This window comes from Anaerostipes stercorihominis (genome assembly GCF_057535655.1).
This window is the reverse complement of sequence record NZ_BAAJCL010000002.1, coordinates 229,993-255,104: the sequence shown is the minus strand read 5'-3', so window position 1 is coordinate 255,104 and position 25,112 is coordinate 229,993. Positions and strand designations below refer to the sequence as shown.

General features: G+C 42.3%; 22 protein-coding genes. 1 reads left to right on the top strand and 21 read right to left on the bottom strand.

The genetic code is table 11. The features are described 5' to 3' along the window. Positions 1–5: 5 nt before the first annotated feature. From AC27EF_RS03320 to glf, 21 genes are all read right to left on the bottom strand, one after another. Complete coding sequence (locus AC27EF_RS03320) at positions 6–701, bottom strand: YggS family pyridoxal phosphate-dependent enzyme (protein WP_487108830.1); 696 nt, start codon at positions 699–701, stop codon at positions 6–8. Positions 702–716: 15 nt separating this feature from the next. Beyond that, positions 717–2,090, bottom strand: coding sequence for a biotin/lipoyl attachment domain-containing protein (locus tag AC27EF_RS03315; protein WP_487108829.1), 1,374 nt, complete (start codon positions 2,088–2,090; stop codon positions 717–719). After that, positions 2,091–3,035 (bottom strand): tRNA modification radical SAM protein MnmL/YtqA, encoded by a 945-nt coding sequence (gene mnmL / locus AC27EF_RS03310; protein ID WP_487108828.1) that lies wholly within the window; start codon positions 3,033–3,035, stop codon positions 2,091–2,093. A gap of 1 nt (position 3,036) precedes the next feature. Further along, entirely contained in the window at positions 3,037–4,014 is a 978-nt protein-coding gene (locus AC27EF_RS03305; protein ID WP_487108827.1) for a D-alanyl-D-alanine carboxypeptidase family protein, read from the bottom strand. A 34-nt stretch (positions 4,015–4,048) separates the two neighbouring features. Next, the gene (locus tag AC27EF_RS03300; RefSeq protein ID WP_487108825.1) at positions 4,049–4,441 is read right to left on the bottom strand and encodes a methylglyoxal synthase; all 393 of its coding nucleotides are present in this window, start codon (positions 4,439–4,441) and stop codon (positions 4,049–4,051) included. 13 nt (positions 4,442–4,454) lie between these two features. Beyond that, a complete protein-coding gene (locus tag AC27EF_RS03295) occupies positions 4,455–5,570 on the bottom strand; it encodes an FtsW/RodA/SpoVE family cell cycle protein (RefSeq protein ID WP_487108824.1) in 1,116 nt (371 codons plus the stop codon). Between the two features lie 13 nt (positions 5,571–5,583). Continuing rightward, positions 5,584–5,844, bottom strand: coding sequence for a cell division topological specificity factor MinE (minE, locus tag AC27EF_RS03290; RefSeq protein WP_412233072.1), 261 nt, complete (start codon positions 5,842–5,844; stop codon positions 5,584–5,586). A gap of 13 nt (positions 5,845–5,857) precedes the next feature. Beyond that, positions 5,858–6,643, bottom strand: a complete 786-nt coding sequence (gene minD / locus AC27EF_RS03285; RefSeq protein WP_487108822.1) for a septum site-determining protein MinD — start codon at positions 6,641–6,643, stop codon at positions 5,858–5,860. A 19-nt stretch (positions 6,644–6,662) separates the two neighbouring features. Then, positions 6,663–7,397, bottom strand: a complete 735-nt coding sequence (gene minC / locus AC27EF_RS03280; protein ID WP_487108821.1) for a septum site-determining protein MinC — start codon at positions 7,395–7,397, stop codon at positions 6,663–6,665. 21 nt (positions 7,398–7,418) lie between these two features. Then, positions 7,419–10,334: a penicillin-binding transpeptidase domain-containing protein gene (locus AC27EF_RS03275; RefSeq protein WP_487108820.1), complete on the bottom strand. Its 2,916-nt coding sequence runs from the start codon at positions 10,332–10,334 to the stop codon at positions 7,419–7,421. Continuing rightward, a complete protein-coding gene (mreD, locus tag AC27EF_RS03270) occupies positions 10,334–10,849 on the bottom strand; it encodes a rod shape-determining protein MreD (RefSeq protein ID WP_487108819.1) in 516 nt (171 codons plus the stop codon). The genes AC27EF_RS03275 and mreD overlap by 1 nt, the downstream gene beginning before the upstream one ends. 12 nt (positions 10,850–10,861) lie before the next feature. Beyond that, positions 10,862–11,728, bottom strand: coding sequence for a rod shape-determining protein MreC (gene mreC, locus AC27EF_RS03265; protein ID WP_487108818.1), 867 nt, complete (start codon positions 11,726–11,728; stop codon positions 10,862–10,864). Between the two features lie 10 nt (positions 11,729–11,738). Continuing rightward, the gene (locus AC27EF_RS03260) at positions 11,739–12,710 is read right to left on the bottom strand and encodes a rod shape-determining protein (protein WP_487108816.1); all 972 of its coding nucleotides are present in this window, start codon (positions 12,708–12,710) and stop codon (positions 11,739–11,741) included. A 10-nt stretch (positions 12,711–12,720) separates the two neighbouring features. Further along, positions 12,721–13,419, bottom strand: coding sequence for a RadC family protein (radC, locus tag AC27EF_RS03255; RefSeq protein ID WP_487108815.1), 699 nt, complete (start codon positions 13,417–13,419; stop codon positions 12,721–12,723). Positions 13,420–13,537: 118 nt separating this feature from the next. After that, positions 13,538–14,842, bottom strand: coding sequence for a methionine gamma-lyase family protein (locus AC27EF_RS03250; protein WP_487108814.1), 1,305 nt, complete (start codon positions 14,840–14,842; stop codon positions 13,538–13,540). Continuing rightward, positions 14,817–15,779: a tRNA (adenosine(37)-N6)-dimethylallyltransferase MiaA gene (gene miaA, locus AC27EF_RS03245; protein WP_487108986.1), complete on the bottom strand. Its 963-nt coding sequence runs from the start codon at positions 15,777–15,779 to the stop codon at positions 14,817–14,819. The genes AC27EF_RS03250 and miaA overlap by 26 nt, the downstream gene beginning before the upstream one ends. A gap of 3 nt (positions 15,780–15,782) precedes the next feature. Continuing rightward, positions 15,783–16,154, bottom strand: a complete 372-nt coding sequence (cdd, locus tag AC27EF_RS03240) for a cytidine deaminase (protein ID WP_487108813.1) — start codon at positions 16,152–16,154, stop codon at positions 15,783–15,785. Between the two features lie 9 nt (positions 16,155–16,163). Continuing rightward, positions 16,164–18,002: a DNA mismatch repair endonuclease MutL gene (mutL, locus tag AC27EF_RS03235; RefSeq protein WP_487108811.1), complete on the bottom strand. Its 1,839-nt coding sequence runs from the start codon at positions 18,000–18,002 to the stop codon at positions 16,164–16,166. A 3-nt stretch (positions 18,003–18,005) separates the two neighbouring features. Further along, positions 18,006–20,624: a DNA mismatch repair protein MutS gene (gene mutS, locus AC27EF_RS03230; RefSeq protein WP_487108809.1), complete on the bottom strand. Its 2,619-nt coding sequence runs from the start codon at positions 20,622–20,624 to the stop codon at positions 18,006–18,008. Then, the gene (gene miaB, locus AC27EF_RS03225; protein ID WP_487108808.1) at positions 20,617–22,029 is read right to left on the bottom strand and encodes a tRNA (N6-isopentenyl adenosine(37)-C2)-methylthiotransferase MiaB; all 1,413 of its coding nucleotides are present in this window, start codon (positions 22,027–22,029) and stop codon (positions 20,617–20,619) included. The genes mutS and miaB overlap by 8 nt, the downstream gene beginning before the upstream one ends. 135 nt (positions 22,030–22,164) lie before the next feature. Further along, positions 22,165–23,262, bottom strand: a complete 1,098-nt coding sequence (gene glf, locus AC27EF_RS03220; RefSeq protein ID WP_487108807.1) for a UDP-galactopyranose mutase — start codon at positions 23,260–23,262, stop codon at positions 22,165–22,167. A 154-nt stretch (positions 23,263–23,416) separates the two neighbouring features. On the opposite strand from glf, the gene AC27EF_RS03215 reads away from it, so the two are divergent. Continuing rightward, positions 23,417–25,075 carry a Na/Pi cotransporter family protein gene (locus AC27EF_RS03215; protein WP_487108806.1) on the top strand — a complete coding sequence of 553 codons (1,659 nt, stop codon included), beginning with the start codon at positions 23,417–23,419 and terminating at the stop codon, positions 25,073–25,075. Positions 25,076–25,112 lie beyond the last annotated feature (37 nt).

Genomic DNA, 25,112 nt, shown 5'->3' with positions numbered 1-25,112 from the left:
CTCCGCTAAATGCTATAATTGCGCTCTCCAAAAATCGCCGTTCCAACTCGAATCATTGTGGCGCCTTCCTCCACTGCAATCTCGTAGTCGTTGGTCATCCCCATGGAGAGGATACTCATATCTACATTATCAAAGTTTTTCCCGTTGATGTCAACAGATAATTGTTTCATTGCCCGAAAATACTTCCTGTTCTCCTCAGGATTCTCTGTAAACGGAGCAATTTGCATCAGTCCTTTGATTTTTACATGTTCCAGCTTCGATATTTCTTCGATCAGCTTCACGGCTTCCCCGGGAGTACAGCCGAATTTGCTCTCCTCCTGAGCAAAATTCACCTGAATCAGTACGGGAACCTCTCTCATCTGATGCTTCTGCGCCTCACGGTCAATCATCTGCGCAAGTTTGAAGGAATCCACAGAATGAATCAATGCCGCCTTATCTACAATATATTTGATCTTGTTGGTCTGGAGATGTCCGATCAAATGCCATCGAACCGGCCAGCTGATTCTCTCATATTTATCTTTTAATTCCTGAACCTTATTCTCCCCAAAATCCAGCACCTTATGCTTTCGCAGTTCTTCCACCATCTCCAGAGGCTTCGTCTTGCTTACGGCGATAATTGTCACCTCTTTTGGGTCACGTCCTACGCGCTCACACGCCTCTTCCACATGCTTTTTTACTTCCTGATAACGATCCATCAGCATATTTTCACTTCCTTTTTAATAAATCATTTGATTTTCTTTTATCGTGGTACTGTCAAGAACTACAAAGTCATAACGCCCGATTCCATACTCTGTGTCGCCTTTAATGATCGAGTAATCATCCTTTTTTGTAAGAATTTCAATGGGACGGAAATCTGCATACCCCTGATTTGTACAGTAGACCCCATTCAGGCTTTTTGTCGTTTCCACCAAAAATGTCCGATCGGAATCCATGGACTGCAATACAACATTTTCCCCCACTTCTTCCGGATCCAGATAACAGTAGTTCTTGGTCTTTTTATATATTTTATAATTTTTTTGTTCTACAGTGATTTCTCCGTCTTCATTGGTCGTGCGGACACTGAATCCCTCTTTGGCATTGTTGTTTCCCTTCGATAGAAAGCTGACCGGAACCTGATAAAATCTTTTCTTGGCAATGGCTGTATTGGGAATTTTCAAGCCTTTATAAGAATCCAGCGTAAGATCAATTTCCAGAAAACGCTCGCTGCTGTAACGGACTGCATAATCGTCAAAGCTTAAATATGCAAAATAATGCTGTCCTTTCTTTTCCACCTCCACTGCAGCACTGGCTTTTGTCTCATCTTCCGCAAACCTTACAGACACCTGATTTTTATCTTTCAGCATTCGATATTCTTCTGCACTGACCGGAACGACAACCGTCCAGTTCTCATCCTGAATAATTCTGGCAACAACCTCACCCTTTTTCACTTTATGAGAAGAGTTATACTGTGAAATTCGATATTTTGTCTGATCAAAATCCGAAAATTTAATATCCTGTGCCGTCTTTTGGTCAAAATGATCCGAATAGAAAACAGCGATTCCGCTTGCTGGGCTTTCGACAGTCTGAAAGCTTTCCATTCCCATCTGCTGTTCCACCGCACGAATTACGGTTTTCATGGACTTCTCATTTAAATTCAAAATAACATTTTTCAAGTCGTATTTCAAATTGTAGACATCCGAGAAATTATGGTCGCTGTAAATGGATTGGTACTCTGCAATTTTTTGCCGCACTGCCTGATCGTCTGTCACCTTGCCCCTGCGCTCCAATTCCTCCACCTGTTCTGCAAAAGCCTCCTGTACTTTCTTGTCTTTATCCAAAGTAAACAAAGTTCCTGTTTTCTTAACACGCTTCCCCTCTTCCACATAATAAGTAATATATCCGCTCTGCGGTGCTTTCACAAGCTTTTCCTCTCTGAATGCAATGCCGGTCAGAGACAGGGTATTGGTTATCTTATCTTCCTCAACCCGATATACGGTCAATTTCTTTTTTCCCAAAAATATCACCACATTGATCAGCAAATAAACAAAAATTACGGCAAAGATCACCAGCCCGACATTCCAATGTATTTTTTTTCTTCTTCTTTTTGCCATCTATGTGATCCTCCATTTTCTGAGGGCTGCTCCGTTTAAATAATCTGCTTTGCATCCCTGCCGCCATCCACCTGCCGCCATTCTCTGCTCAAACTCGTCTCTGAGCTTCCACCAGCTGATTCCCCAGTTGGAAAAGGAAGCATCCTCCTTCGGCACACGGCTGAATAAGCGCTCAATGACCATATCCTCTCGAGTATAACAAATAAACTCGCAAAGCCTTTGCAGATATTCGTCTGCGGAACATAATTCTATCTTACCATGTTCAAAATCCTCATACAACTGAGAGCCTTTTGGAATGTAAAGAGAATGGAGTTTTACAATCTGTACCGGAAGCGCCGAGAGAATCTTTGCCGTCTCAACAGTATCCTCCATTGTATCTCCCGGTAAGTTCAAAATCACATGAGTACAAATATCAAACCCATATGGAGCGGTCATTAAAACCGCGTCTAAATACTCTGCCAGAGTATGCCCCCGGCTGATCTGACACAGGGTTCGATAGTTGGCTGTCTGAAGACCATACTCTACTGTCATTTGAAGATGGAACTCCTCGGCAACCTGCCGCATCACATCCAGATATTCTCTCGTGATACAGTCCGGTCTTGTGGAAACCGAAATTCCAACAATATCTTCGGTCTGCGCCGCTTCCAAAAGATAGGACCGAAACCTGGAAATCGGAAGAAATGTGTTTGTATAATTTTGAAAATATGCCAGAAATTTTTCTGCTTTATAGCGTTTGGATATTTTTTCTTTTGTGGCAATCAGCTGCTCTCTTACAGAATTTCGGGAATCCATTGCCTCAAATCCTGTCCCGGCACCGCCGCAGAAGCTGCATCCGTTTCCGTCCATTCGGTTGGGACAGGTTACCGGAAGATTCACCGGAAGCTTATATACCTTCTTTCCATATATTTCTTTTAGATACTCACTGTAAGTCCTATATCGTTCCATTCTAGTTTTCCTTTGATAAAAGATCCGTCATTGTATGATACAGCGCCGATTTTGTTTCCCCTTTTAAAACCACAGAAATAAATTCTTCTCCCTCTTCATTTTTTGTCAGCAAAATCAGACAGGACCCGGCTTCTGTGGTCGTACCGGTTTTTCCTCCGATCATATAAACCTGCTGAGGGAGATTATACTCTCCTGCAATATACTGATTGGTCGTGGACATATCATATCGTTTCACCTGTCCATCGGAACCTGTATATTCAATGGAGCTGCTGGATTTCTTCGCAATATCAAAAAATTCATTGTGTTTGGTCAGCTCCCTGAAAATCAAATACAAATCATAGGCAGTCGTATAATGGTCGCTGAGGTGCAGACCATTGGGATTGGCAAAATGAGTCTTTGTCGCCCCAAGCTGTTTTGCTCTCTGGTTCATCATCTTTACAAAAGCTTTCTCACTGCCTGCAATTTCTTCTCCCAACGCTACCGCCGCATCATTGGCTGACATGACAATCAATGCGTTTAATAAAGCTTCAATGGTAATTTTGTCTCCCTTTTTTAGGTGAATCGAAACTGCCGCTGCATCTTCAAAGGTAATATCATGTCGGATTGTTACTGTTTTTTGGAGATCACAATGCTCCAAAGTTAATAACGCTGTCATAATCTTTGTGGTACTGGCAGGATACGCCCGATCAAATACCTTCTGGCTGACCAGTGTCTCATTGGTCGTATTGTTGACCAGCAAAACTTCCTTTGCACTCTTATAATCGTGATTTTCCGCCCGATGCTTTGAAATGACAGCAACCTCAGAACCCTTGGACTGCCAGCGGTCGGAAAGCGCAGCATTTTTAATTTTTTCTTCTGTTTTTGTATAATGGCTGTCATAACTGGTTGTCAAGCCCAATGCCCGGTCTGTAAACTGACATCCCGGAAGAAACACCAGAAGACTCGCCATGATCAAACAAACAATTTTTTTCTTCATCATTCTAATCTGTAAAAAAAGACCGTCCCGTGACAGCCTATTTGTACATATTCCTCCAATCTAAATCTCCTCGATCCAACGCCAAAATCAATACTTCTGCAGTTGGCAGATTTGTAGCGCACGGAATATTATACTGGTCACAGAGATTCAAAACATTATAAAAATCCGGGGTTCTTTTTTTATTGGAAGGATCCTGCAAAAAAATCAAAAGATCCATTTCATTGTTGGAGATTTTAGACCCCATTTGCTGCATACCGCCAAAATGTCCTGCGAGTAATTTATGAATTTTTAAATTTGCAACGTCCTCTATCATCTGCCCAGTCGTGCTGGTTGCATAAAGCTCATGTCTTTTCAGAATATCCTGATACGCAATACATAAATTCTGCATCAGATTTTTTTTCCCATCGTGAGCAACTAATCCTACATTCATATCCCTAGACCTCCTAGTGTCGTTTTCTTTGCAAATGAATATTCAACAGCAGCCCGATTGCAATCGAGGCCGACATCAATGAACTAATTCCATAACTGATAAATGGCAATGGCTGCCCTGTATTGGGCATTGTTCCGGTTGCCACTGCAATATTAATGAAGGATTGAAATCCCATATATCCCGCAACCCCCGCAGCAACATAGCATCCAATCAGATTTCCTGCCTTTTTCGCTGTCTGAATACACTGATAAACAAGCAGCGCCAAAACCCCAATGACAATCAGGCAGCCTACAAATCCGAATTCCTCACCGACAACTGAAAATATAAAGTCCGTCTGACTCTCTGACACCAGATTGACATCACTGGCGGATATATCTGAAATCGTGTTGCTGCCGAATCCTTTTCCAAACAGTCCGCCGGAACCAATTGCCATAATGGAATTATTGGTTTGCAGGGCAGTGGAATCCGCATAGTTTTCCGGATGCAGAAACGACATAATACGAGCCACCTGGTGGGGTTTTAACAAAATCTGTCCGGGGGTCTGCACATACCAGAGGAAAACCGCCAAAAGCGGGATTCCGATGACCAGACACCGCACAATCAGCTTTGAAGAAAGCCCTGCCACTAACAGCATTCCTAAAATAATAAAACAAATATCCAGTGCGGAGGACAGACTTGGCTGATCTAAGATCAGATAAAGAGGAGGAGCGCACAACAGCGCCAGCTTCCCAAGAGTTTTTGGCTCATTTAAATCATCCTGATGCATGACCAAAAAATCAGCCACCACAATGATCATAATTACCTTACTAAATTCCGATGGCTGCAAAGTCCCAAAGGGTCCCAGAGAAAACCATCGTTTGGCATTATTCACACTCTTTCCAAACAATTTCACCCCGATTAACAGTACCAGATTTATGATATATAAAATTCTCGAGCTTCCGGTAAAAACCTGAAAGTCAATCACAGATACGACTACCATGACACAAAAGCCCAGAATAATTCCAAGAGCCTGCTTTGTCACAAAGGATGGATTCGCACTATGAATAAATACAAGCCCCATTGCTGCTAAAACCAGTACATTAAAAATCATCTTAAAATTGTAGTTTTTCAGTCGGTAATTTCTAAACATTTTTCACTCCATATTATTTGCGAAGTTCACGAATCGGGATATTCGCATACAATGCAGGTCCCTCAGATTCTTCGCTATTTTGTGTAATCTGAATATCCAGTCCTTCTGCATCAATTTCCATATATTTGGAAATCACCTTAATAATATCATTTTTTATCAGCTCCATCGTCTCCGGAGAGCAATTGGAACGATCGGAAACCAGCAAAAGCTTCAAGCGGTCTTTTGCAACTTCCCCCGAACTTTTCTTCTTAAAAAAATTATCAAATAAACCCATCCTTCATTCCTCCTTACTTTTTAAATACACTTGCAAGTCTCTGGAAGAACGTCGGTCCGGTGATTTCCATAAACGGCACCTCTTTTCCCATAACGCGGGAACAAATATTTTCATAAGCTTTTCCTGCCGGTGTATCGCTGCCAACCAGCGGTTCTCCCTGATTGGTAGAAATCACAATATTTTCATCGTCCGGAACAATTCCAATCAAATCCACAGCCAGAATATCCAGCACATCTTCTTTTGACAGCATATCCCCCCGATTTACCATATCCATTCGGATTCGGTTAATTACAAGATCAATCTTATGTATTTCGTTGGCCTCCAAAAGCCCGATAATCCGGTCCGCATCCCGAATTGCAGACACCTCCGGTGTTGTGACAATCAGCGCGCGGTCTGCACCGGAAATTGCATTTTTAAATCCCTGTTCAATTCCCGCCGGACAGTCCAAAATAATATAATCAAATTCTTCTTTTAATTCCTCAACCAGCTTCTTCATTTGCTCCGGTGTGACCGAAGTCTTGTCTCTTGTCTGTGCAGATGGAAGAAGAAATAAATTCGGATATTTCTTATCTTTGATCATCGCCTGCTTCATTCGGCAGTTTCCTTCTACCACATCGACCAAATTATAGACAATTCGATTTTCAAGCCCCATCACTACATCCAGATTACGCAGTCCGATATCTGTATCAATCAATACAACCTTTTTCCCTTCCTTCGCCAATCCAGTTCCCACATTGGCTGTGGTCGTTGTCTTTCCGACACCGCCTTTTCCGGATGTAATTACAATAACTTCACTCATTTTTTTCTTCCTCCATTCACTAAATTATGATTTCATTTAAGAGCGCTTTCGATATGGGCTCGATATATATATTTTCATCTTCTACAAATGCAATTTGCGCCTCCATCGGCTGATGATCATTTCCCTTGGCTCTCTTAAATCGTTTTTTCTTTTTTTCTCGGTCACTGTCAGAACATCTGGCAAGACGGCTTCCGATCCGAATTTGCATCGGCTGCATGTCCAGAGCCGCCACAAACGAACGTTCATCTCCATCGCTTCCTGCACAGAGATATCCCTTGGCGCATCCCAAAACTACAACATTTCCTTTGGCAGTTACCGATGCTCCCGGATTAACATCTCCGATGACGACAACACTTGCATCGGAGGTCAGACTCTGTCCGGAGCGAAGCGTCCCTCGATAAAATTGACCAGAGGCTTTTTTTCTCATGTCAATGGACCGGTCCTCACTCTCCGGTTGAAAGACTTTCCTCGCAGCCTCCGCAAACGAAGTTTCCATCATTTTGTCATCTTCGATGACATAAGCAATGAGCAGAGAGCTCTTTTCCGAGATCAGATCTATCAATTCTTTTGTCTCCTGAGAATCCAATTTCCTTCCTTCGATTTTCACCGCAATCTGTTTTTGATTATTGAAGAAATCTTTTGCCTGTTCAAATTTTTTCGCTGCCGCCGTCTTAAGATCTTCAAAGTCAATCTCAGGGTCCAGCACAATGGTCAATCCAAAACTATTTCCTTTTAACAATATTGGATCTTTCATATAATCCCTCTCTTCTAAAATCTAATCTCCTGCCGCTCCGTAATTGGATGCTGATGCAGTGTGATTGCTTTTTTCTAATTTTTTCTTTGTCTTGTCATTTGCAAAATAATACTCATATATATCTTTCGCTGTGGATGCAGCATTGGATGAGGTATATCCAAACGGAATTACAACCGTGGTTGTGATCTCAGGTTTTTCATAAGGACCATAGGAAATAAATAACGCGTGATTCGGTCGCTTCTTATCTTCCTGGGCAGTTCCTGTCTTTCCGGCAATATTGACCTTCATTCCCTTAAAAATCTGGCTGACAGAGCTGTCGGCTCCGCTCACAACTCCTCGCATTCCGGTTTGCACTGCATCCCAATATTTGCTGTCATAATGCAGCTGATTTTTTTTCTTCACTCCGTATCTTTTGACTGTTTTGCCATTGTCGCTGGTAATTTTATCTAAAATGCTCAAATCATAAACGGTCCCTCGATTGGAAAGGGTCGTCACATAATTGGAAATCTGGCTTGGCGTAAAACTGTTTCGGCCTTGCCCAATGGCAGAACGAACGGAAGTTTCATCCGATACCTGAGGTAAGGCTTCATCCAGCTCAATGCCCGATTTTTTATTTAATCCCAGCTCCGTCGCATATTGTTCCAAATATTTCAGACCTTCCTGACTGCTGTAAGACCCAGATTTATTCCCTAAACGATATCCTACCTCATAAAAGAAATAATTACAAGATGCCTCAATTCCGGTCGTGACCGTTCTGGCCCCATGACTGCTTGGATATTTCCAGCATTTTGCCGGCGGCGTAATCTTATCATAAAGTCCTGTACAATCAATGACGGTTCCCGTGGTAATCACCTTTTCATTCAGTCCCGCCAAAGCAGCCAGCGGTTTAAAGGTTGAACCCGGCGCGGTTTTATGGTTCAAAACCTGATTATACAGCGGTGTGGATGTAGAATTTACTAATTGGCGGTAATACCCGGAATCTGTTCCATTGGACAGACGATTGCTGTCATATCCCGGATAACTGACCATTGCCTTCACCTTTCCGGTATTCGGATCGGTAATAACCACAGACCCGGAACATGGGTCCAATCCCAGCTGTGCCGGTGTAATTTCTAAATTCTTAAGCTTCTTATAAATAAAGTCGTAACTGCTCATAGATCCGTTTTTCAGCGCCGTGTAATCACTGTCCCCTTTTTTCTTTAAAATGTCCTGTTCATAAAGAAGAAGACAGACTTCCCTGCCGGACAGTTTTCCACTTAAAATCTTCTGTTCACAGACGGTCATGTCAAAATCATCTGCTTCAATCAGCTGATTTTCCACATAATCCGCAAGAGATCGCATAATTTCTTCCGTATCGTTGTATTTGCCGTCAATCTTCAAAGAAGAAATATCAATCCATTCCTTGTTAATCGCATATCTTAAAAATTCCCCCAGTCCGATTTTTTCATCTTTCCAGCGCTGATACGTCTGATCGGAAGTATCAATCGAACTGCTTAACAGCACCTTGCGTTCTGATAACATGCTGTAAATATAAGAAGCATATGCCTGTTTTTCGTCGCTTTCGTCTTTATAAGCCTTTGTGCTGTTCAGCATCATACTCTTTGACATGGAAATCGCCGAATCTTCCAGCTTTTGAATTTTGCGGTACATGGATTTCTCATAGGACGTAGCAGTCTCCCCATTGAGATTTTCCAAATCAATAATTCCATTCCCGATCAGGGCATAATACGCCTCTTTGATCGGAATCCGAATATCGTCGCTGCTCTCTCCCTTGCTGTCGGCAGTGGTAAGCTTTGATAATACAATTCCCGCGATTTTCTTCTCCAATAAATTATAAACATATTCTTGAAGCTCACTGTCTATGGACAGCGTCACATTGTTTCCGGTTCCTGCCTTGACTGTTTTTGTCGTTTGAATCACCTTTCCGATGTTATTTACAATCATGGTTTTGCTTCCGCTGTCCCCGTGAAGATCACTTTCCAGCTCTTTTTCAATTCCGGATTTTCCCACCGTCTCATCGGAAGAGTAGTAATCTTTATCATCTTCCTTCTTTCCCTTGTTATAGGTTTCCAGCTCATCGGTACTTACGGTTCCCGTATATCCGATAATATGAGACATCGCTTCACTTTTATTATAAACACGAATGGATTTTGTATCAATATCAATTCCGGGAAGCTCTGAACTTCTCTCTTTGATCTCGGCAATACTTCGGCTGCTGATCTCTGTGGCAATGGTTACTTTCATGTATTGAGAATACCGGCTCAGGAACGCACTGTATCGAACCGACATAATTTTTAAAGCATCTTCCTTAGAATATTTTTTATCAATCTCAAACATCTTTCCGGTTCCCGCAGAACCCATTGTTCCGTTGCGAAGATATTCAAAAACCTGTTCTGCCGAAGCATTCAGCTGTTTTTGCCGAAGCTCCTTCTCTGCGGCAGACAAATCTGATGTGTCATTTCCAATTCCAAAAACGTCTCTTTTAAATTTTTTCAGCTTTGATCCGGTTTCCGTAAAACGAAATTTTCCGCTTCCGGTATATTCAATGGGAATCTCATTGATAAACGAATCTCCATTCTTCTCTAAAATTTGAATGGTCTCGTAGATCACTTTGTTTTTCTCATAATTTTGCGTTGTTTTATTTTTTTGTGCCAATGTCTGAAATTCATTATCATTTTGAAACGTCACTGTGTATACCAGCTTATTGTATGCCAGAAGCTTGCCGTTGACGTCATAAATATTTCCTCGCGTGCCGGATGTCTTCACTGTTTTTTGCACTTTATATGTAAAATCTTCCTTATGAGATTCTCCCTGTACAATTTGAAGGACAAATACACGATAGATCAAGACGCAGAATAACACCGACATGAGAGCCGACATGACCAGCAGACGGTTTTCCAGTAATTTTTCGGCTTTTTCGTAAATTTTTCGTAACACTAAAACATACTCCTTTTCTCTCCATCGCTGATTCTTAAATTAATTTCCAATAATATTTTATATAAAATTAACGCGGTAATCCCTGTATAAACAGCTTCCGGAATCATAATCTTTAGCAAATAAGAAAAGAATTGCATTCTCCCCCTCATAGCAAAAAAGAAGAAAAAAACGACAAAACTATATGCCAAAGAGTTGGCTGTCAGCAGCCCGATCGGAAGCAAAATATCATCCTCATAAAAATATGTGTGGAACTGACCGTTCACATATCCAAACAAAAGATAAAGAACCGCATATTGCCCGAGAACGTCTCCGGAAAAAATATCAATCAGCAGTCCACACGAAAATCCAATGATAATCCCTACTTTTTTTCCTCGAATAAATCCCATTGTAACCGTAAGAATTAAAAGAATATTCGGCATCACCCCTGCCAATTTTAAAAATTCAAAAACCGAGGTCTGTAAAAGAAAACAAAAAACCACGGAAACAACATAAAACACCACCCGTTTTGCTTTCATAACGATCACCTGCTATTCCTTTGTATTCTCATCCAGATTTTCTGTTTTCTTCAAATCTGTAATCACCAGAACTTCCTTTAGATGCTCAAAATCCACAATCGGAGTTACCCTCGCTGTTTTTGTAAGCTTTGTGGAATCCAGCTTAATATCAGAAACTGTTCCAATGGTGATTCCCTCATTGAATTTGGAACTGACATGTGACGTCACCAGCTCATCTCCGTCTTTTACTTTTGCATCCTTGCTGATATAAACAACTTCCAGATATCCATCCTCCATTGTATCAAGACTTCCATTTACAATACAGGAATCGTTGGTTTTTAAAAACATCGCGCTGACCATACTGGTATCATTAATAATGGTGCGAACCTTGGCGGTGTGCGCTGTTACATCATACACAATTCCCACCAGTCCATTTCCTGCAATGACGTTCATATCCTTTTTTATGCCGTCCTTGCTTCCTTTATCAATCAGAAAAATATCAAACCAATTGCTGGAGCCTTTGCTGATCACTCGCGCTCCCACCGTATGATATTTCTTATATTTTTTCTTTAATTTCAAAAGATCCTGAAGCCGCTCAAGCTCCACCTGATTTTGCTCCAACATTCGATTTTGCATCTTCATGGCATCTACTTTTTCCTGAAGTCTTTCATTCTCCGCCCTTAATTCTTTTTTTGTTTTCGTATTTTCATTCCATGAGAATACAGAATTCCCCACAGAATTAATTCCTTTCTGCATCGGTGAAAGTACAGCGAAAAATACATTCTTCACCGGTGTTAACACGCCTCCCGCAAATACGCTGACACCAATCAAAAGCCCGCAAATCAAAAGAAAGACTGCAAGCAAATGATTTGAATTAAATTTTTTCTTTTGCAACTTCATAAAAACATCCTCATTTCCCGTCTTTTTTATCAAGATAAAAACTCAGTCCGCGAATTACCGTATCCTCCGGCTGCTGTACCGTATAAACAGAAATCCCCAACTCTTCTTCCAGCCACATCCCCGCTTTGGGAAATGACGCGCTGCCTCCGGATATAAAAATTCCCTGAACCATAATATCTGCCGCCAGCTCCGGCGGAACGGTTTCCAGAACGGCTCTTGCCTCCATCGCGACTTCTTTCATATAACTTTTCACTTTTTCTTCTGCCAATGAGACCGGCACCGTGATTTTTCCCGGCAGCCCGCTTAACAAATCTCTGCCTTTCATCACCACCTGCTTCTCATCTTCATTTTTTGAATACTGCAGTTTCAGCCGCTCTGCACTTCTTCTTCCAATATCAATATTGTAAAGCCTCCGGACTTTATGAACAATCCACTGGTCAATCTGATCTCCGCCAAACTTTAACAATCTGCTTTTTACAATTCCGCCAAGGGAGATCACAGAAATCTCTGTGGTTCCCGCCCCGAAATCAATAATCATATTCCCGCAGGGGGCATTGACGTCCAGTCCACTTCCAATTGCGGCAAGCATAGGTTTCGAAACCAGCCGTACATCCCGAAGTCTTCTTCCCGATTCCCATACCAAATCATAAAACGCACGCTTCTCAACGCCCGTAATGTCGGACGGCGCTGCCACATCCACGGTACATTTCCTAAAATATCGAAAATATTTCCGAAGCACCGCCGCCAGCAAAAGTCTCATATTCGTATAATCTCCAATGACGCCACTGGTGATCGGAGCAATCATCTGAATATTCGACGGTTCTTTTTCATACATCCGAAACGCTTCATTTCCGACCGCCCGAATATTTGCCTCCCCGTCTATGGCAATCATATTTTTGATTCGGACATACTGTTCTTTCTCTCTCGTACAGACTCTAATATGTTTTGTCCCAAGCTCAATTCCAATCTGACCTTTTTTCATAGTTTGCTCCTTACATTATCTCTTCTTCGCGAAAACTCACATATCTATGGTCTCCGATGATAATGTGGTCAGACAATGGAATCCCCAAAACCTCTCCTGCCTCCTGAATCCTTTTGGTTGTCAGAATGTCCTGCCTGCTGGGCGTGGGATCTCCGGATGGATGGTTATGGATCATAATTACAGAAACTGCTTCACACCGAAGCGCCTCCAGAAACATCTCCCGGGGAGATGCCACCGTCTGATTCACTGTGCCAACGGAAACCGTCAGTTCTTTAATGACTTTATTCTTCCCATTAAAAAAAATTAAAATCATTTCTTCTCGATTCAGGTGCCGCATCTTTTCCATATAGTAGTCCGCGATGGATGCAGGACAATGAAAACTGATTTTATCTTTCACTTTTGATTCCGCTAAACGTTTGGACAACTCGGCAACGCATAAAATTTGTATCGCCTTGACCCTTCCGATGCCCGGAAGCTTTTTTAATTCTTCCAGCGACGTATGACAGATTCCAAGAATTCCCTGATAATAGGGATGAACAGACAGAATCTTGCGTGCAAGCTCCGTTGCGGTTTGATTGCGGGTTCCGGTTCTTAAGATAATGGACAAAAGCTCGGCGTCTGAGAGCATCTTCGCTCCGTATTTTTCACATTTTTCATAAGGTCTCTCGGAAATTGGAATTTCCTTTAATGTTTGATGCTTTTTTTCCATCTGTGATCCTTTCCTGCCGAAAAAATCCCTCCGGTCAAAAACATTTCTCATCTATAAATCTTACCATAACTTTGGAACAATGTATAGAAAACAACCATGTGTTTTCCTTAAAATTTTCTTAGTTTTTCTTCGTATTTTGTCGAATTTCCACTAATCCTTTCTCTCTCATTCTCTGAAGAGACATGATAATTCCATATTTGGCATGAGGATATGTGAGCCCTCCCTGGAAATAAGCCGCATAAGGTTCTTTCATCGGACCATCTGCACTCAGCTCAATGGACGCACCGGACACAAAGGTTCCCGCCGCCATAATCACCTGGCTGTCATACCCCGGCATATCCCACGGAATCGGCGTTACATGGCTGTCAATAGGAGATGCCATCTGAATCCCCTCACAAAATGCAATCAATTTCTCCGGATCATGAAATTCCACTGCCTGAATAATATCATGGCGCTCCTCCTGTCCTCCCGGAATCACAGAGAATCCTAAAGTTTCATAAAGATTTGCCGCAAACACCGCTCCCTTTACCGCTGCACTGACCACAGTCGGAGCAAGAAACAGTCCCTGAATAAACTGGCGGTTTACTCCCAGGGTTGCCCCCACTTCTTTTCCCAGCCCCGGTGTTGTCAGACGAAATGCACATTGTTCAATGAGATCCGCCTTTCCGCAAATATAACCTCCGATCGGCGCCAGTCCGCCTCCCGGATTTTTAATCAGCGATCCCACCACAAGATCTGCTCCCACCTGGGACGGTTCCCTATCTTCCACAAATTCACCATAGCAGTTATCAACCATTACAATCACATTCGAACAAATTTTTTTTACAAACGCAATGGCCTCTCCGATCTGATCCACCGACAGCGTCCGGCGAGAAGCATAGCCTTTTGATCTCTGAATGTGAATTAATTTTGTCCTTTCATTCATTGCTGCTTTGATCTTCGGATAATCAAAACTTCCATCCGGCAAAAGATCTGCCTGCGCATAAGTAATCCCATATTCTGCTAAAGATCCCTTGGAAGCCCGGATTCCAATAACCTCCTCCAATGTATCATACGGTTTCCCGGAAATTGCAAGAATCTCATCTCCCGGTCTTAGATTTGCCCCGAGCGCAATTCCCAGCGCATGGGTTCCGCATGTAATCTGCGGCCGCACTAAGGCATCTTCCGTACCAAACACATCCGCATAAAGCCCTTCAATGGCCTCCCTCCCGGCGTCGTTATATCCATATCCGGTCGTTCCGCCTAAGTGCATCTCGGCTATTTGCCGTTTCTGCATCGCTTTTAGAATCCTAATCTGATGAAATTCCGCCATGGCATCCAACGCCGTGAAACGTTCTTTCAGTTTTGTCTCAATTTCCTGCGCGTAGTCGTAAACCTCTCCGCTTACGCCCATTTGCCTATAATATTCCTTCAAATGATCCATGATAGATCCCTTTCTTTTTTAAAATTTGCAGCATTTCATTTAAAACGGCTGTTTCGGTCTCAAATTTTGACTTATCCACCATACAAACGTCTTTTTCTCTGCCAAACCATGTGAGCTGTCGTTTTGCAAAATGTCTGGTATCCTTTTTAATGTTCTCAATGGTTTCCTCCAGAGAAGTATTTCCCTCCAGATATTCAAAAACCTGCCGATATCCGATCCCCTGCATCGACACCATGTTTTTTTGATATCCTTCCTTTTGGAGCTTCCTTACCTCCTCGATGAGCCCTTCTTTCATCATAAGATCCACTCTTTGGTTAATTCTTTCATAGAGGACCTCTCTGTTTTGATTCAGCACAAAATACACAAAGTGATACGGCGATTCTTTTTTTGCCTCGGCTTCATTGTGCTGGGAAATCGGATATCCATTGAATTTATAAAATTCCAGTGCCCGGATGACACGCTTTCGATTGTTGGGATGAATTTTTTCTGCGGATACCGGATCTATCCCGCGAAGCATCTGAAACAATGTTTCGTTTCCCTCCTTGTCTGCCTTTTCTTCCAAAGATTTACGATAAGACAAATCTCCTTTTTCTTCTGTAAAATCAATGTCATACAACAGACTTTGAATATAAAATCCGGTTCCCCCCACGATCAAAGGGATTTTTCTTCTGGCATAGATCTCATCCAGAGCTTCTTTTGCCATTTTCTGAAATTTTGCCACATGAAATTCCTCTGCGGGGTCCAGACAATCTATCAAATGATGGACAATTCCCCCCATTTCCTCCGGCCGTATTTTGGCAGTTCCAATGTCCATTTTCCGATATACCTGCATGGAATCTGCGGAAATAATCTCTGCATCCAGCGCCCTTGCAAGCTCAATGGAAAGTTCTGTTTTTCCCACTGCCGTCGGTCCCGTTAAAATTACCATTGGTTTCATCATCTAAAATCCTTTCGGCATAAGTTCTGATAGTCGATAGGTTTCATAGCCGTCTTCTGACTGACAAATGACTCGCATGTCCGGATGGAATTCATGAAGCACCTGCCGGCAGATTCCACAGGGATACACCGTAGCCTCCCCGCTTGATGCAATGGCAATCGCATCAAAGTCCCGGAAACCGCAGCTGACCGCATGAGAAACCGCAGAACGTTCTGCACAAATTGCAGCTCCATAAGACGAATTTTCCACATTGCACCCGGTAAAGACCTTTCCCTCTCTGGTTAGAAGCGCCGCTCCCACCCGAAAGTTTGAGTAAGGCGCATAGGCATTCTCTTTTGCCCGGTCGGCAATCTCCAATAATTCTTCATCCCTCATCTTGTCCTCCTATACAATTCTCTTAAATTTTTTATCCAGCTCATATTTTGACATCTTAATGATGGTAGGCCGTCCATGAGGGCACTGATATGGCTGTTCAAGCTCCATTAGTTCATCCAGCAAGTGCTCCACCTCCATCCTGGAGATCGTCTGATTCCCCTTAACGGACATCTTACATGCCATAGACGCAAGTTTTGATGCAATCATCTCCGTACTCAATACTCCGTGTTCCTGGCTGATGGAATCCAAAAGCTCCACCAGCAGTTCTTTTTCACCGATGCCGTAAAGATTGGCAGGAACCTCTCGAATGCAGTACTCATTGCCCCCAAAAGACTCAATGACAAATCCAAAATTTTCAAACACATTTTTATATTCTTTTAGCGCTTGTGCCTCTGCCATAGATGCCGTCAGAACCATCGGAGGCAGAAGCTGCTGACGATAGATTTCTTTTTCATGAAAATTTTTCAGAAGCCGTTCATAATTTACCTTCTCATGGGCAGCATGCTGATCCATAATGAATAATTGATCCTCATATTCAATTAACCAATAAGTCTTAAATAATTGCCCCAATACCGTCCGGTCCGGTTTCGCTTCCCTGGCAAATACAGGATTTTCATGTAACGTCATCTGCTCTCCCGCAGACTCCCCGCGATGATCTTCTGAAAAAGAGCTTGGATTCCTGTCATAATTCCTTCCCGCAAAAACAGGCGACTTTGTCAAAGCTTCGTTTGTTCTTCTTATCTGCTCAAACGGTTCCGGTGTTTTTACTGGCTTCAAAACCTCCTGATCGGCCTGCTCATTTTCCTTTTTCTCCGGTTTCTGTTCCTTTTTTTGTGCCACAGAAACATTCGGCACCAAATCCTTCCTCATCAGCGCATTCCGAATCTGAGCAGAAAGCAGATCATAGATCTCACTGCCGTTGCGAAAACGAATTTCCATTTTGGTCGGATGTACATTCACATCCAGCAGCTGAGGATTGATCTTTAATTCCAGACACACAAAAGGATAACGGTGGGTCATAGTAAAAGTACGATACCCTTCTTCAATGGCTTTATAGATCAGAGAGCTTTTAATATACCGCCCATTAATAAAATAACTTTCATAATTTCGATTTCCTCTGGACACAAACGGTTTTGCTGCAAATCCCGTCACCTTTACATTTTCAGTCTCTGCACTCAGCTCAATTAAAGCTCCTGCCACATCTCTTCCGTAAATATGATAGATGATGTCTTTCACATTTCCGTTTCCCGAAGTATAAATTTTATTCTTATTGTTATGGATAAATTTTAAAGAGATTTCTGGATGACTTAGCGCCATATGGATCATCATTTGTTCCACGTATCCCGCTTCTGTCGCCGGACTTTTTAAAAATTTTCTTCGTGCCGGAGTATTGTAAAACAAATTTTTTACTAAGAACGTCGTGCCATCCGGCGCGCCGATTTCCTCAAAGGCTTCCTCTTCTCCTCCGCAGATTTTATAAGAAACGCCGGAAAAGCTCTCGGAAGTCTTTGTCACAAGCTCTACCTGTGCCACCGCACTGATGCTGGAAAGTGCTTCGCCTCGAAATCCCAGAGACGATACGGTTAACAGATCCTCCACAGATCGGATTTTACTGGTAGCATGACGCAAAAAAGCAGTTCGTACCTGATCCTTCGGAATCCCACACCCATTATCGGTTACGCGAATCAACGTCATTCCGCCGTCCTTAATCTCCACTGTAACCGCGCTGGCTTTTGCATCAATGGCATTCTCCACCAGCTCTTTTACCACAGATGCCGGCCGTTCAATGACTTCTCCCGCCGCAATATTATCAATTGTTTTCTGATCCAATAGCTGTATCTTCGCCATATATTACTCCTCATTTTTTAGCTTATTCTGCAAAACATACAGGTAATTTAAAGCCTCCAGCGGCGTCATATCCGACAAATCCTTCTCTCTGAGCTCTGCCATAAACGGATGCTCCATGGTGGGCTCCTCACTCTGTCTGAAAAAGCAAAGCTGTTCTGCCTCTCCATAGGTCTTGATTTCCTTGGCCTTTGCAGTCAACTCATGCTCTTCCAATTCCCGGGCAATTTCTTTGGCTCGCTGAATCACAACATCCGGAACTCCGGCAAGCTTTGCCACCTGAACTCCATAGCTTTTATCTGCCCCTCCTCTGATAATTTTTCTTAAAAATACAATATTGTCTCCCTGTTCCTTTACAGCAATGCAGTAATTGTTCACACTGTCAAGCTTCCCTTCCAGTTCGGTTAATTCATGATAATGGGTTGCAAACAGGGTTTTCGCTCCCAGAAACTTCGCATTGCTGATATATTCAACCACAGCCCAGGCGATGGAAAGTCCGTCAAAGGTACTGGTCCCTCTTCCAATCTCATCTAAAATTAATAAACTGTTCTTTGTTGCATTTCTTAAAATATTGGCAACTTCACTCATTTCCACCATAAAAGTACTCTGACCGGAGGCAAGATCATCGGATGCCCCTACTCTGGTAAAAATCCGGTCTACAATGCCGATATTTGCCTTGGATGCCGGCACAAAGGATCCCACCTGCGCCATCAAAACAATCAGAGCTGCCTGCCGCATATATGTAGATTTTCCTGCCATATTCGGTCCGGTGATGATTGCAACTCGATTCTTTCGATTGTCCAGATAGGTATCATTTGCAATAAACATATCATTTTGAATCATTTGTTCCACCACCGGATGCCGCCCGTCTTTAATGTCAATGATTCCCCTGCTGTTCAGCTTCGGACGAACATAATGATTTCTCTCCGCCACAAACGCCAGCGACGCCAGAACATCAATTTGCGCAATGATATGCGCAGTCTTGGAAATGCGCTCCATTTCTGCCGCCAGAGTTTCTCGGATTGCAACAAACGTTTCGTATTCTAAAGCGTACAGACGGTCTTCCGAACCAAGAATCGTATCTGCCAGCTGATTTAATTCCTCTGTGGTATAACGCTCCGAATTTGCCAGTGTCTGTTTTCGTATGTAGTGTTCCGGCACCAGCTCTTTGTAGGAGTTGGTAACATCCAGATAATAGCCGAATACTTTATTGAATTTTACTTTTAAATTTTTAATTCCCGTGGCCTGTCTTTCCCGCTCTTCCAATTCCATCAGCCACTGTTTTCCTTCTGTTTTTGCCCTTTTCAGCCGGTCAATGTCTTCTTTAAATCCATCCTTGATGATTCCGCCCTCTTTTACTGCCAAAGGCGGCTCTTCCACAATAGAATCTTCCAGCAATTGATGAAGATCCGAGAGAACATCCAGTTCCTTTTGAAGAGAAGACAGCAGGGGATCGTTACATTCCAGCAAAATGGTTTTCATCGGAGGAAGCCATGCCAGAGAACTCTTGAAGGCAATCAGATCTCTTGGATTCGCTGTCTTATAACTGACTTTTGTCATCAAACGTTCCAAATCATAAATGGGATTTAAATACTCCCTTAATTCTTCCCGGACAATCGCCTGTTCCGTCAGTGAGGAAACTGCGTCATAGCGCTCCTGAATTTTTTCCATGTCAACCAGAGGCTGTTCTACCATACTCCGAAGCATTCTGGCTCCCATGGCAGTTTTCGTCTTATCCAAAACCCAAAGAAGAGATCCCTTTTTTTGCTTATCCCGCAAGGTTTCACACAGCTCCAGATTTCTTCTGCTGGAACTGTCAATCACCATAAACTCACTGGTCTCATACGGCGTTATATGCATCAAATGATCCAGCGAGCTTTTTTGTGTTTCATGGAGATATCCAAGCAAAGCCCCGGTGGCAATGATTGCCATTGGATGGTCCGTAAGCCCCAGTCCCTCCAAATTTCCCACCTTAAACTGACGCTTGATTCTTTCTATTCCCTGATCTTCATCAAAATAATAGGCTTCAATTCCGGAAACCACAAGATTCATCTTATCTCTCAGAGATTCAAAATCCATGCCGCTGATAAAAAATGCATCATTGCATATAATTTCTGCGGGGGCAAATTTAAAAATCTCATCCCTGACTTTGGACAGACGATCCACAGAGGTCGTCCTGAAATCTCCCGTTGTCACATCCACCAGCGAAATGCCGTAGCTTCCGTCACTGGAAAAAATGCACATTAAATAATTATTTTTTTCATCCTCCAAACTCTGTTGTGAAATGTTCGTTCCTGGTGTTACGATTCTGACAATTTCGCGTTTTACAATCCCCTTGGCCTGACTGGGGTCCTCCACCTGTTCACAGATTCCAACCTTATAACCTTTTTCCACCAGTTTATTTAAATAAGAATCCGCGGCGTGATAGGGAACGCCGCACATCGGCGCCCGTTCTTCCAAACCGCAATTTTTTCCTGTCAATGTAATTTCCAATTCTTTTGATGCAGTCAGCGCGTCCTCAAAAAACATCTCATAAAAATCTCCCAGGCGGTAAAATAAAATGCAATCCTTATTTTCCTCTTTGATTTTCATGTACTGCTGCATCATTGGCGTTAATTTAGACATGCATTTGTTCTCCCATATAATAAAACCCTTTTTCTTCTGTTAATTTCACATCCACCATCGTTCCAATCTGTTCCCTGCATCCTTTAAAATGCACCAGAAGATTGTTTTCCAGCCTACCTGTCAGCATTCCCTGTTCATGTGTATTTTCTTCCTCTACCAGAACCGTTTCCACAAGACCGATTTTTTTCTTGCAGTTTTCAGCAGAAGTCTCTTTTAACAAGGCAAGCAAACGGTCAAACCGCCTCTTGATCACATCTTTGTCTACTTGATTTTCCATAGAAGCAGCCGGAGTTCCGGTACGCTTTGAATAAACATAGGTATAAGCGCTGTCAAATCCAACCTGCCGCACCACGTCTAAGGTTTCCTCAAAATCTTCCTCTGTCTCTCCCGGAAATCCTACAATAATATCCGTGGTAAAAGACACCCCCGGAATTCTTTCCTTAATCTTTTGCGCCAATGCAAGATACTGTTCTTTTGTATAATGACGGTTCATTAACTTTAACAGCCGGCTGCTTCCTGACTGCATCGGAAGGTGCATATGACTGCATATTTTTTCAGAACCTGCCATCGCTTCAATCAGCTCATCCGAAAGATCCTTCGGATGAGGCGTCATAAAACGAATTCTCTCAAGTCCTTCTACCTTCTCTACCTCTTTGAGCAGCTCGGCAAAGGTCATGGGATTTTCTAACGTTTTTCCATAGGAATTGACATTTTGTCCCAAAAGCATGACCTCTTTGACGCCCTCGGACACCACCTTCTGGACTTCTTTGACAATGTCCTCCGGTTTTCTGCTTCTTTCTCTGCCCCTCACATACGGAACAATGCAATAGCTGCAAAAATTATTGCAGCCATACATAATATTCACACCGCATTTAAAAGAAAACTTTCGGTCGCTGGGAAGATCCTCCACAATCTGATCTGTATCTTTCCAGATATCCACAATCATACTGTCCGAATCCACCTTTGCCTTCATAAGCTCTGCCAATTTAAAAATATTATGGGTTCCGAAAACCAAATCCACAAACCGATAGCTTGATCGAATCTTTTCAATCACATGCGATTCCTGCATCATACATCCGCAGAGCCCAATCATCATATGAGGATTTTTTTCCTTCATTTTCTTTACTTGCCCCAGATGTCCGTACAACTTTGTATTGGCATTCTCACGGACGGTGCAGGTGTTAAAAAGCAGAAAATCCGCTTCTTCCGTTTCCACTTCCTGATAACCGATGGTCTCTAAAATTCCGAGAAGTTTCTCCGAATCTTTTTCATTCATCTGACATCCAAACGTCGTACAATGACATGTCAGCGGCCGCCCAAGCTCTTTGGATTTTCTCTCCACCCATGTCTTCATCTGCTGCATATAATCATATTGTTTTTCTGACTCATTTCTAAATTCCTGCATTCTATATTCTCCCAAATAAATATCTTTTTCTTTTCTTTGCATTTGGATTTTATTATACATGATTGACGAAAATTCGTCTAGTACAGAAGAACCTAAGAAAATGGGTTTCATTTTCTTAGGTTCTTCCCTGCAGATTTACAGTTTTTCTTTTACAAATTTTAATGCTGATGCAATGACTTTATCCATATCATAATATTTATACTCACCCAGACGTCCGCCAAACAGTACTTTTTCTTCTTTTTGCGAAAGCTTTTTATATTTTTCAAATAATACGCTGTTCTTTTCATCATTGACCGGATAATACGGCTCCATTCCATCTTCCCATTCCGCAGAATACTCTTTTGTAACCACTGTCTTTTCCTGTGTTCCAAATTCAAAATGCTTATGCTCGATCTTTCTTGTAAACGGTGTTTCAGGATCTGTATAGTTCATCACCGCCACTCCCTGATGATTCTTTTCTTCCAGCAGTTTATGTTCAAACCGCAAACTCCGGTATTCCAGTTTCCCATAACAATAATCATAATAAGAATCAATGGTTCCCGTATATACAATCCGATCTGACATCGCCGTATAGGTTTCGCGATCCTGCAAAAAATCTGTTCCGACCAAAATATCGCATCCTTCATACAGTTTTTCAATCAGCACATTATAGCCGCCCTTTGGAATTCCCTGATAGGGATCATTAAAATAATTGTTATCATACGTATACCGAACAGGAAGTCTTTTAATAATTGACGGCGGAAGATCTTTGCACTCTCGTCCCCATTGTTTCATTGTATATCCTTGAATTAATTTTTTATAAACATCAATTCCTACCAGACGAATTGCCTGCTCTTCCAAATTTTTCGGTTCCTCCGATACAGCCTGCCTTTGTTCTTCAATAATTTTTTTTGCCTCCTCCGGCTTTGAGATCCCCCACATCTTACTGAATGTGTTCATATTAAAAGGGAGATTATAAGTCTCTCCATAATAATTTGCAATCGGAGAATTGATATAATGGTTAAATTCTGCCAGTTCATTGACATAATTCCAGACTTCTTCATCACTTGTATGAAAAATATGTGCCCCATATTCATGGACCATAATCCCTTCTACCTCTCGGCAATAAAGATTTCCGCCTAAGACCGTCCGCTTTTCCACTACAAGACAACTCTTGTTTTGCTTTTTCATCTCATTTGCAACAATTCCATTGAATAATCCGCCTCCGACCAGCACCACATCATATTTTTTCATAGCTTCCTCCAAACGATCGTTTCTTTTAACTTTGATTGATTAAGATTATACTGGATTCCAGAAAAAATGACAATCTTTTTCTTGTCATGCTGTCTTGCGTAAAGTAAAATATAAGTAAAGTTTATGTAAAATTATTGTAAAGGAGTCATGCTTTATGGACTACACTATCATACTCTCCCTGATCGGAGGCCTTGGTTTATTTCTATATGGAATGAAACTTATGAGCGATGGACTGGAAAAAGCAGCAGGCGCCAGACTTCGCCGAATCCTGGAAGTCTTTACCGCCAATCGTCTTGCCGGCGTCATTGTGGGAATTATTTTTACAGGAATCATCCAGTCTTCCAGCGCAACTACGGTTATGGTCGTAAGTTTCGTAAACGCCGGACTTATGAATCTGTCACAGGCCGCCGGCGTCATCCTGGGAGCAAATATTGGAACGACGGTTACCTCCCAGCTTGTATCCTTCCATCTTTCAGACATCGCTCCTGTTTTTTTAATGGCGGGAGTCATTATGGTACTGTTTTTGGACAATCCTGCCATTAAAAAAGTGGGAGAGGTGATCCTCGGATTCGGCGTTCTCTTTATGGGACTCACTTCTATGTCCGATGCTATGTCTGTTTTAAGAGAATCTCCGATGATTACACAATTGCTGCAGAGTCTTGACAACCATTTGCTGGGAATTTTATTTGGTTTTATCATTACCGCAATCCTTCAAAGTTCCTCCGTGACTGTCAGTATTGTTCTGCTTATGGCATCCCAACATTTATTGTCGCTGCCGATCTGCTTCTTTATCATTCTCGGCTGTAATATGGGTTCCTGCGTATCAGCCCTTCTTGCCAGCTTAAGCGGAAATAAAAATGCAAAAAGAGCTGCAATGATTCATTTTCTTTTTAACATCTTCGGCAGTGCCATTATCTTTACCGGCCTGTCTTTGGCGCTTCCTTCGATTACAGATTTCTTCCTGCAGATTTCCGGCGGAAATCTCGGACGAAGTGTTGCAAATGCGCATACGACCTTTAAAATTATTGAAGTTTTGTTTATGTTTCCTTGTGCACCTTTGGTTGTCAGACTGACAGAAAAAATAATCTCAGGTACAGAAATCAAACCTCAGCGCAACGAGCTTCAATTTATCAGTGACTCGTCCATGAACTCCCCTGCCACCGTCATCCCTCTGGCAAAAAATGAACTGGGACGACTGGCAGCCATGGCAAAAGAAAATCTTATTCTTTCCATTCAGGGGTTTTTAGAAAAAAATGATCAGGATCTGAAAAAAATCTATGCACAGGAAGAAGATATCAATTTCATCAGCCATGCCGTCACCAATTATCTGGTCAAATCCAATCAGATGACGCTTCCGGTATCTGACCAAAAAATCCTCGGCTCTATGTTCAATATCGTTCATGATATTGAACGAATCGGTGACCTTGCTGAGAATTTTGCCGATTTTACAAAAACAGAAATCAAGTACAAAACCGGATTAACCGAAGATGCAAAAGAAGAAATTCGTACCATGTCACGCTCTGTTTTTCAGATTCTGGATCAATCCATTGACTGTTTCATGGAACAAAACGGTGAAATCCCTTCAGAAGAAAGCCTCATGAATATTTCGTCTCTGGAACATGCCATTGACAAAATGGAACGCAAATATCAAAAGCATCATGTAAAACGCCTTGCCAAAGGAACCTGTGAACCTCGGGCAGGTCTGCTGTTTTCCGATATGCTCTCCTCCCTGGAGCGAATCGCCGATCACTGTGTAAACATTGCCTACTCCCTGATCGAAGAGGAAGAAGATGATTTTCTCTCCGAACGATAAAGGTTTTATGTCCGATGTACATCGAAACATAAAATCG

What these genes read in the sequence shown, in the direction of transcription:
- AC27EF_RS03315 (WP_487108829.1), bottom strand. Translation starts at nt 2,090, where the DNA reads ATGGCAAAAAGAAGAAGAAAAAAAATACATTGGAATGTCGGGCTGGTG.
- AC27EF_RS03260 (WP_487108816.1), bottom strand. Translation starts at nt 12,710, where the DNA reads ATGAAAAAAGGTCAGATTGGAATTGAGCTTGGGACAAAACATATTAGA.
- miaA (WP_487108986.1), bottom strand. Translation starts at nt 15,779, where the DNA reads ATGAAACCAATGGTAATTTTAACGGGACCGACGGCAGTGGGAAAAACA.
- minC (WP_487108821.1), bottom strand. Translation starts at nt 7,397, where the DNA reads ATGAAAGATCCAATATTGTTAAAAGGAAATAGTTTTGGATTGACCATT.
- minE (WP_412233072.1), bottom strand. Translation starts at nt 5,844, where the DNA reads ATGGGTTTATTTGATAATTTTTTTAAGAAGAAAAGTTCGGGGGAAGTT.
- cdd (WP_487108813.1), bottom strand. Translation starts at nt 16,154, where the DNA reads ATGAGGGATGAAGAATTATTGGAGATTGCCGACCGGGCAAAAGAGAAT.
- AC27EF_RS03305 (WP_487108827.1), bottom strand. Translation starts at nt 4,014, where the DNA reads ATGATGAAGAAAAAAATTGTTTGTTTGATCATGGCGAGTCTTCTGGTG.
- radC (WP_487108815.1), bottom strand. Translation starts at nt 13,419, where the DNA reads ATGGAAAAAAAGCATCAAACATTAAAGGAAATTCCAATTTCCGAGAGA.
- AC27EF_RS03300 (WP_487108825.1), bottom strand. Translation starts at nt 4,441, where the DNA reads ATGAATGTAGGATTAGTTGCTCACGATGGGAAAAAAAATCTGATGCAG.
- mreD (WP_487108819.1), bottom strand. Translation starts at nt 10,849, where the DNA reads ATGAAAGCAAAACGGGTGGTGTTTTATGTTGTTTCCGTGGTTTTTTGT.
- miaB (WP_487108808.1), bottom strand. Translation starts at nt 22,029, where the DNA reads ATGCAGGAATTTAGAAATGAGTCAGAAAAACAATATGATTATATGCAG.
- mutS (WP_487108809.1), bottom strand. Translation starts at nt 20,624, where the DNA reads ATGTCTAAATTAACGCCAATGATGCAGCAGTACATGAAAATCAAAGAG.
- mreC (WP_487108818.1), bottom strand. Translation starts at nt 11,728, where the DNA reads ATGAAGTTGCAAAAGAAAAAATTTAATTCAAATCATTTGCTTGCAGTC.
- AC27EF_RS03250 (WP_487108814.1), bottom strand. Translation starts at nt 14,842, where the DNA reads ATGGATCATTTGAAGGAATATTATAGGCAAATGGGCGTAAGCGGAGAG.
- AC27EF_RS03215 (WP_487108806.1), top strand. Translation starts at nt 23,417, where the DNA reads ATGGACTACACTATCATACTCTCCCTGATCGGAGGCCTTGGTTTATTT.
- AC27EF_RS03295 (WP_487108824.1), bottom strand. Translation starts at nt 5,570, where the DNA reads ATGTTTAGAAATTACCGACTGAAAAACTACAATTTTAAGATGATTTTT.
- minD (WP_487108822.1), bottom strand. Translation starts at nt 6,643, where the DNA reads ATGAGTGAAGTTATTGTAATTACATCCGGAAAAGGCGGTGTCGGAAAG.
- AC27EF_RS03320 (WP_487108830.1), bottom strand. Translation starts at nt 701, where the DNA reads ATGCTGATGGATCGTTATCAGGAAGTAAAAAAGCATGTGGAAGAGGCG.
- mnmL (WP_487108828.1), bottom strand. Translation starts at nt 3,035, where the DNA reads ATGGAACGATATAGGACTTACAGTGAGTATCTAAAAGAAATATATGGA.
- mutL (WP_487108811.1), bottom strand. Translation starts at nt 18,002, where the DNA reads ATGGCGAAGATACAGCTATTGGATCAGAAAACAATTGATAATATTGCG.
- glf (WP_487108807.1), bottom strand. Translation starts at nt 23,262, where the DNA reads ATGAAAAAATATGATGTGGTGCTGGTCGGAGGCGGATTATTCAATGGA.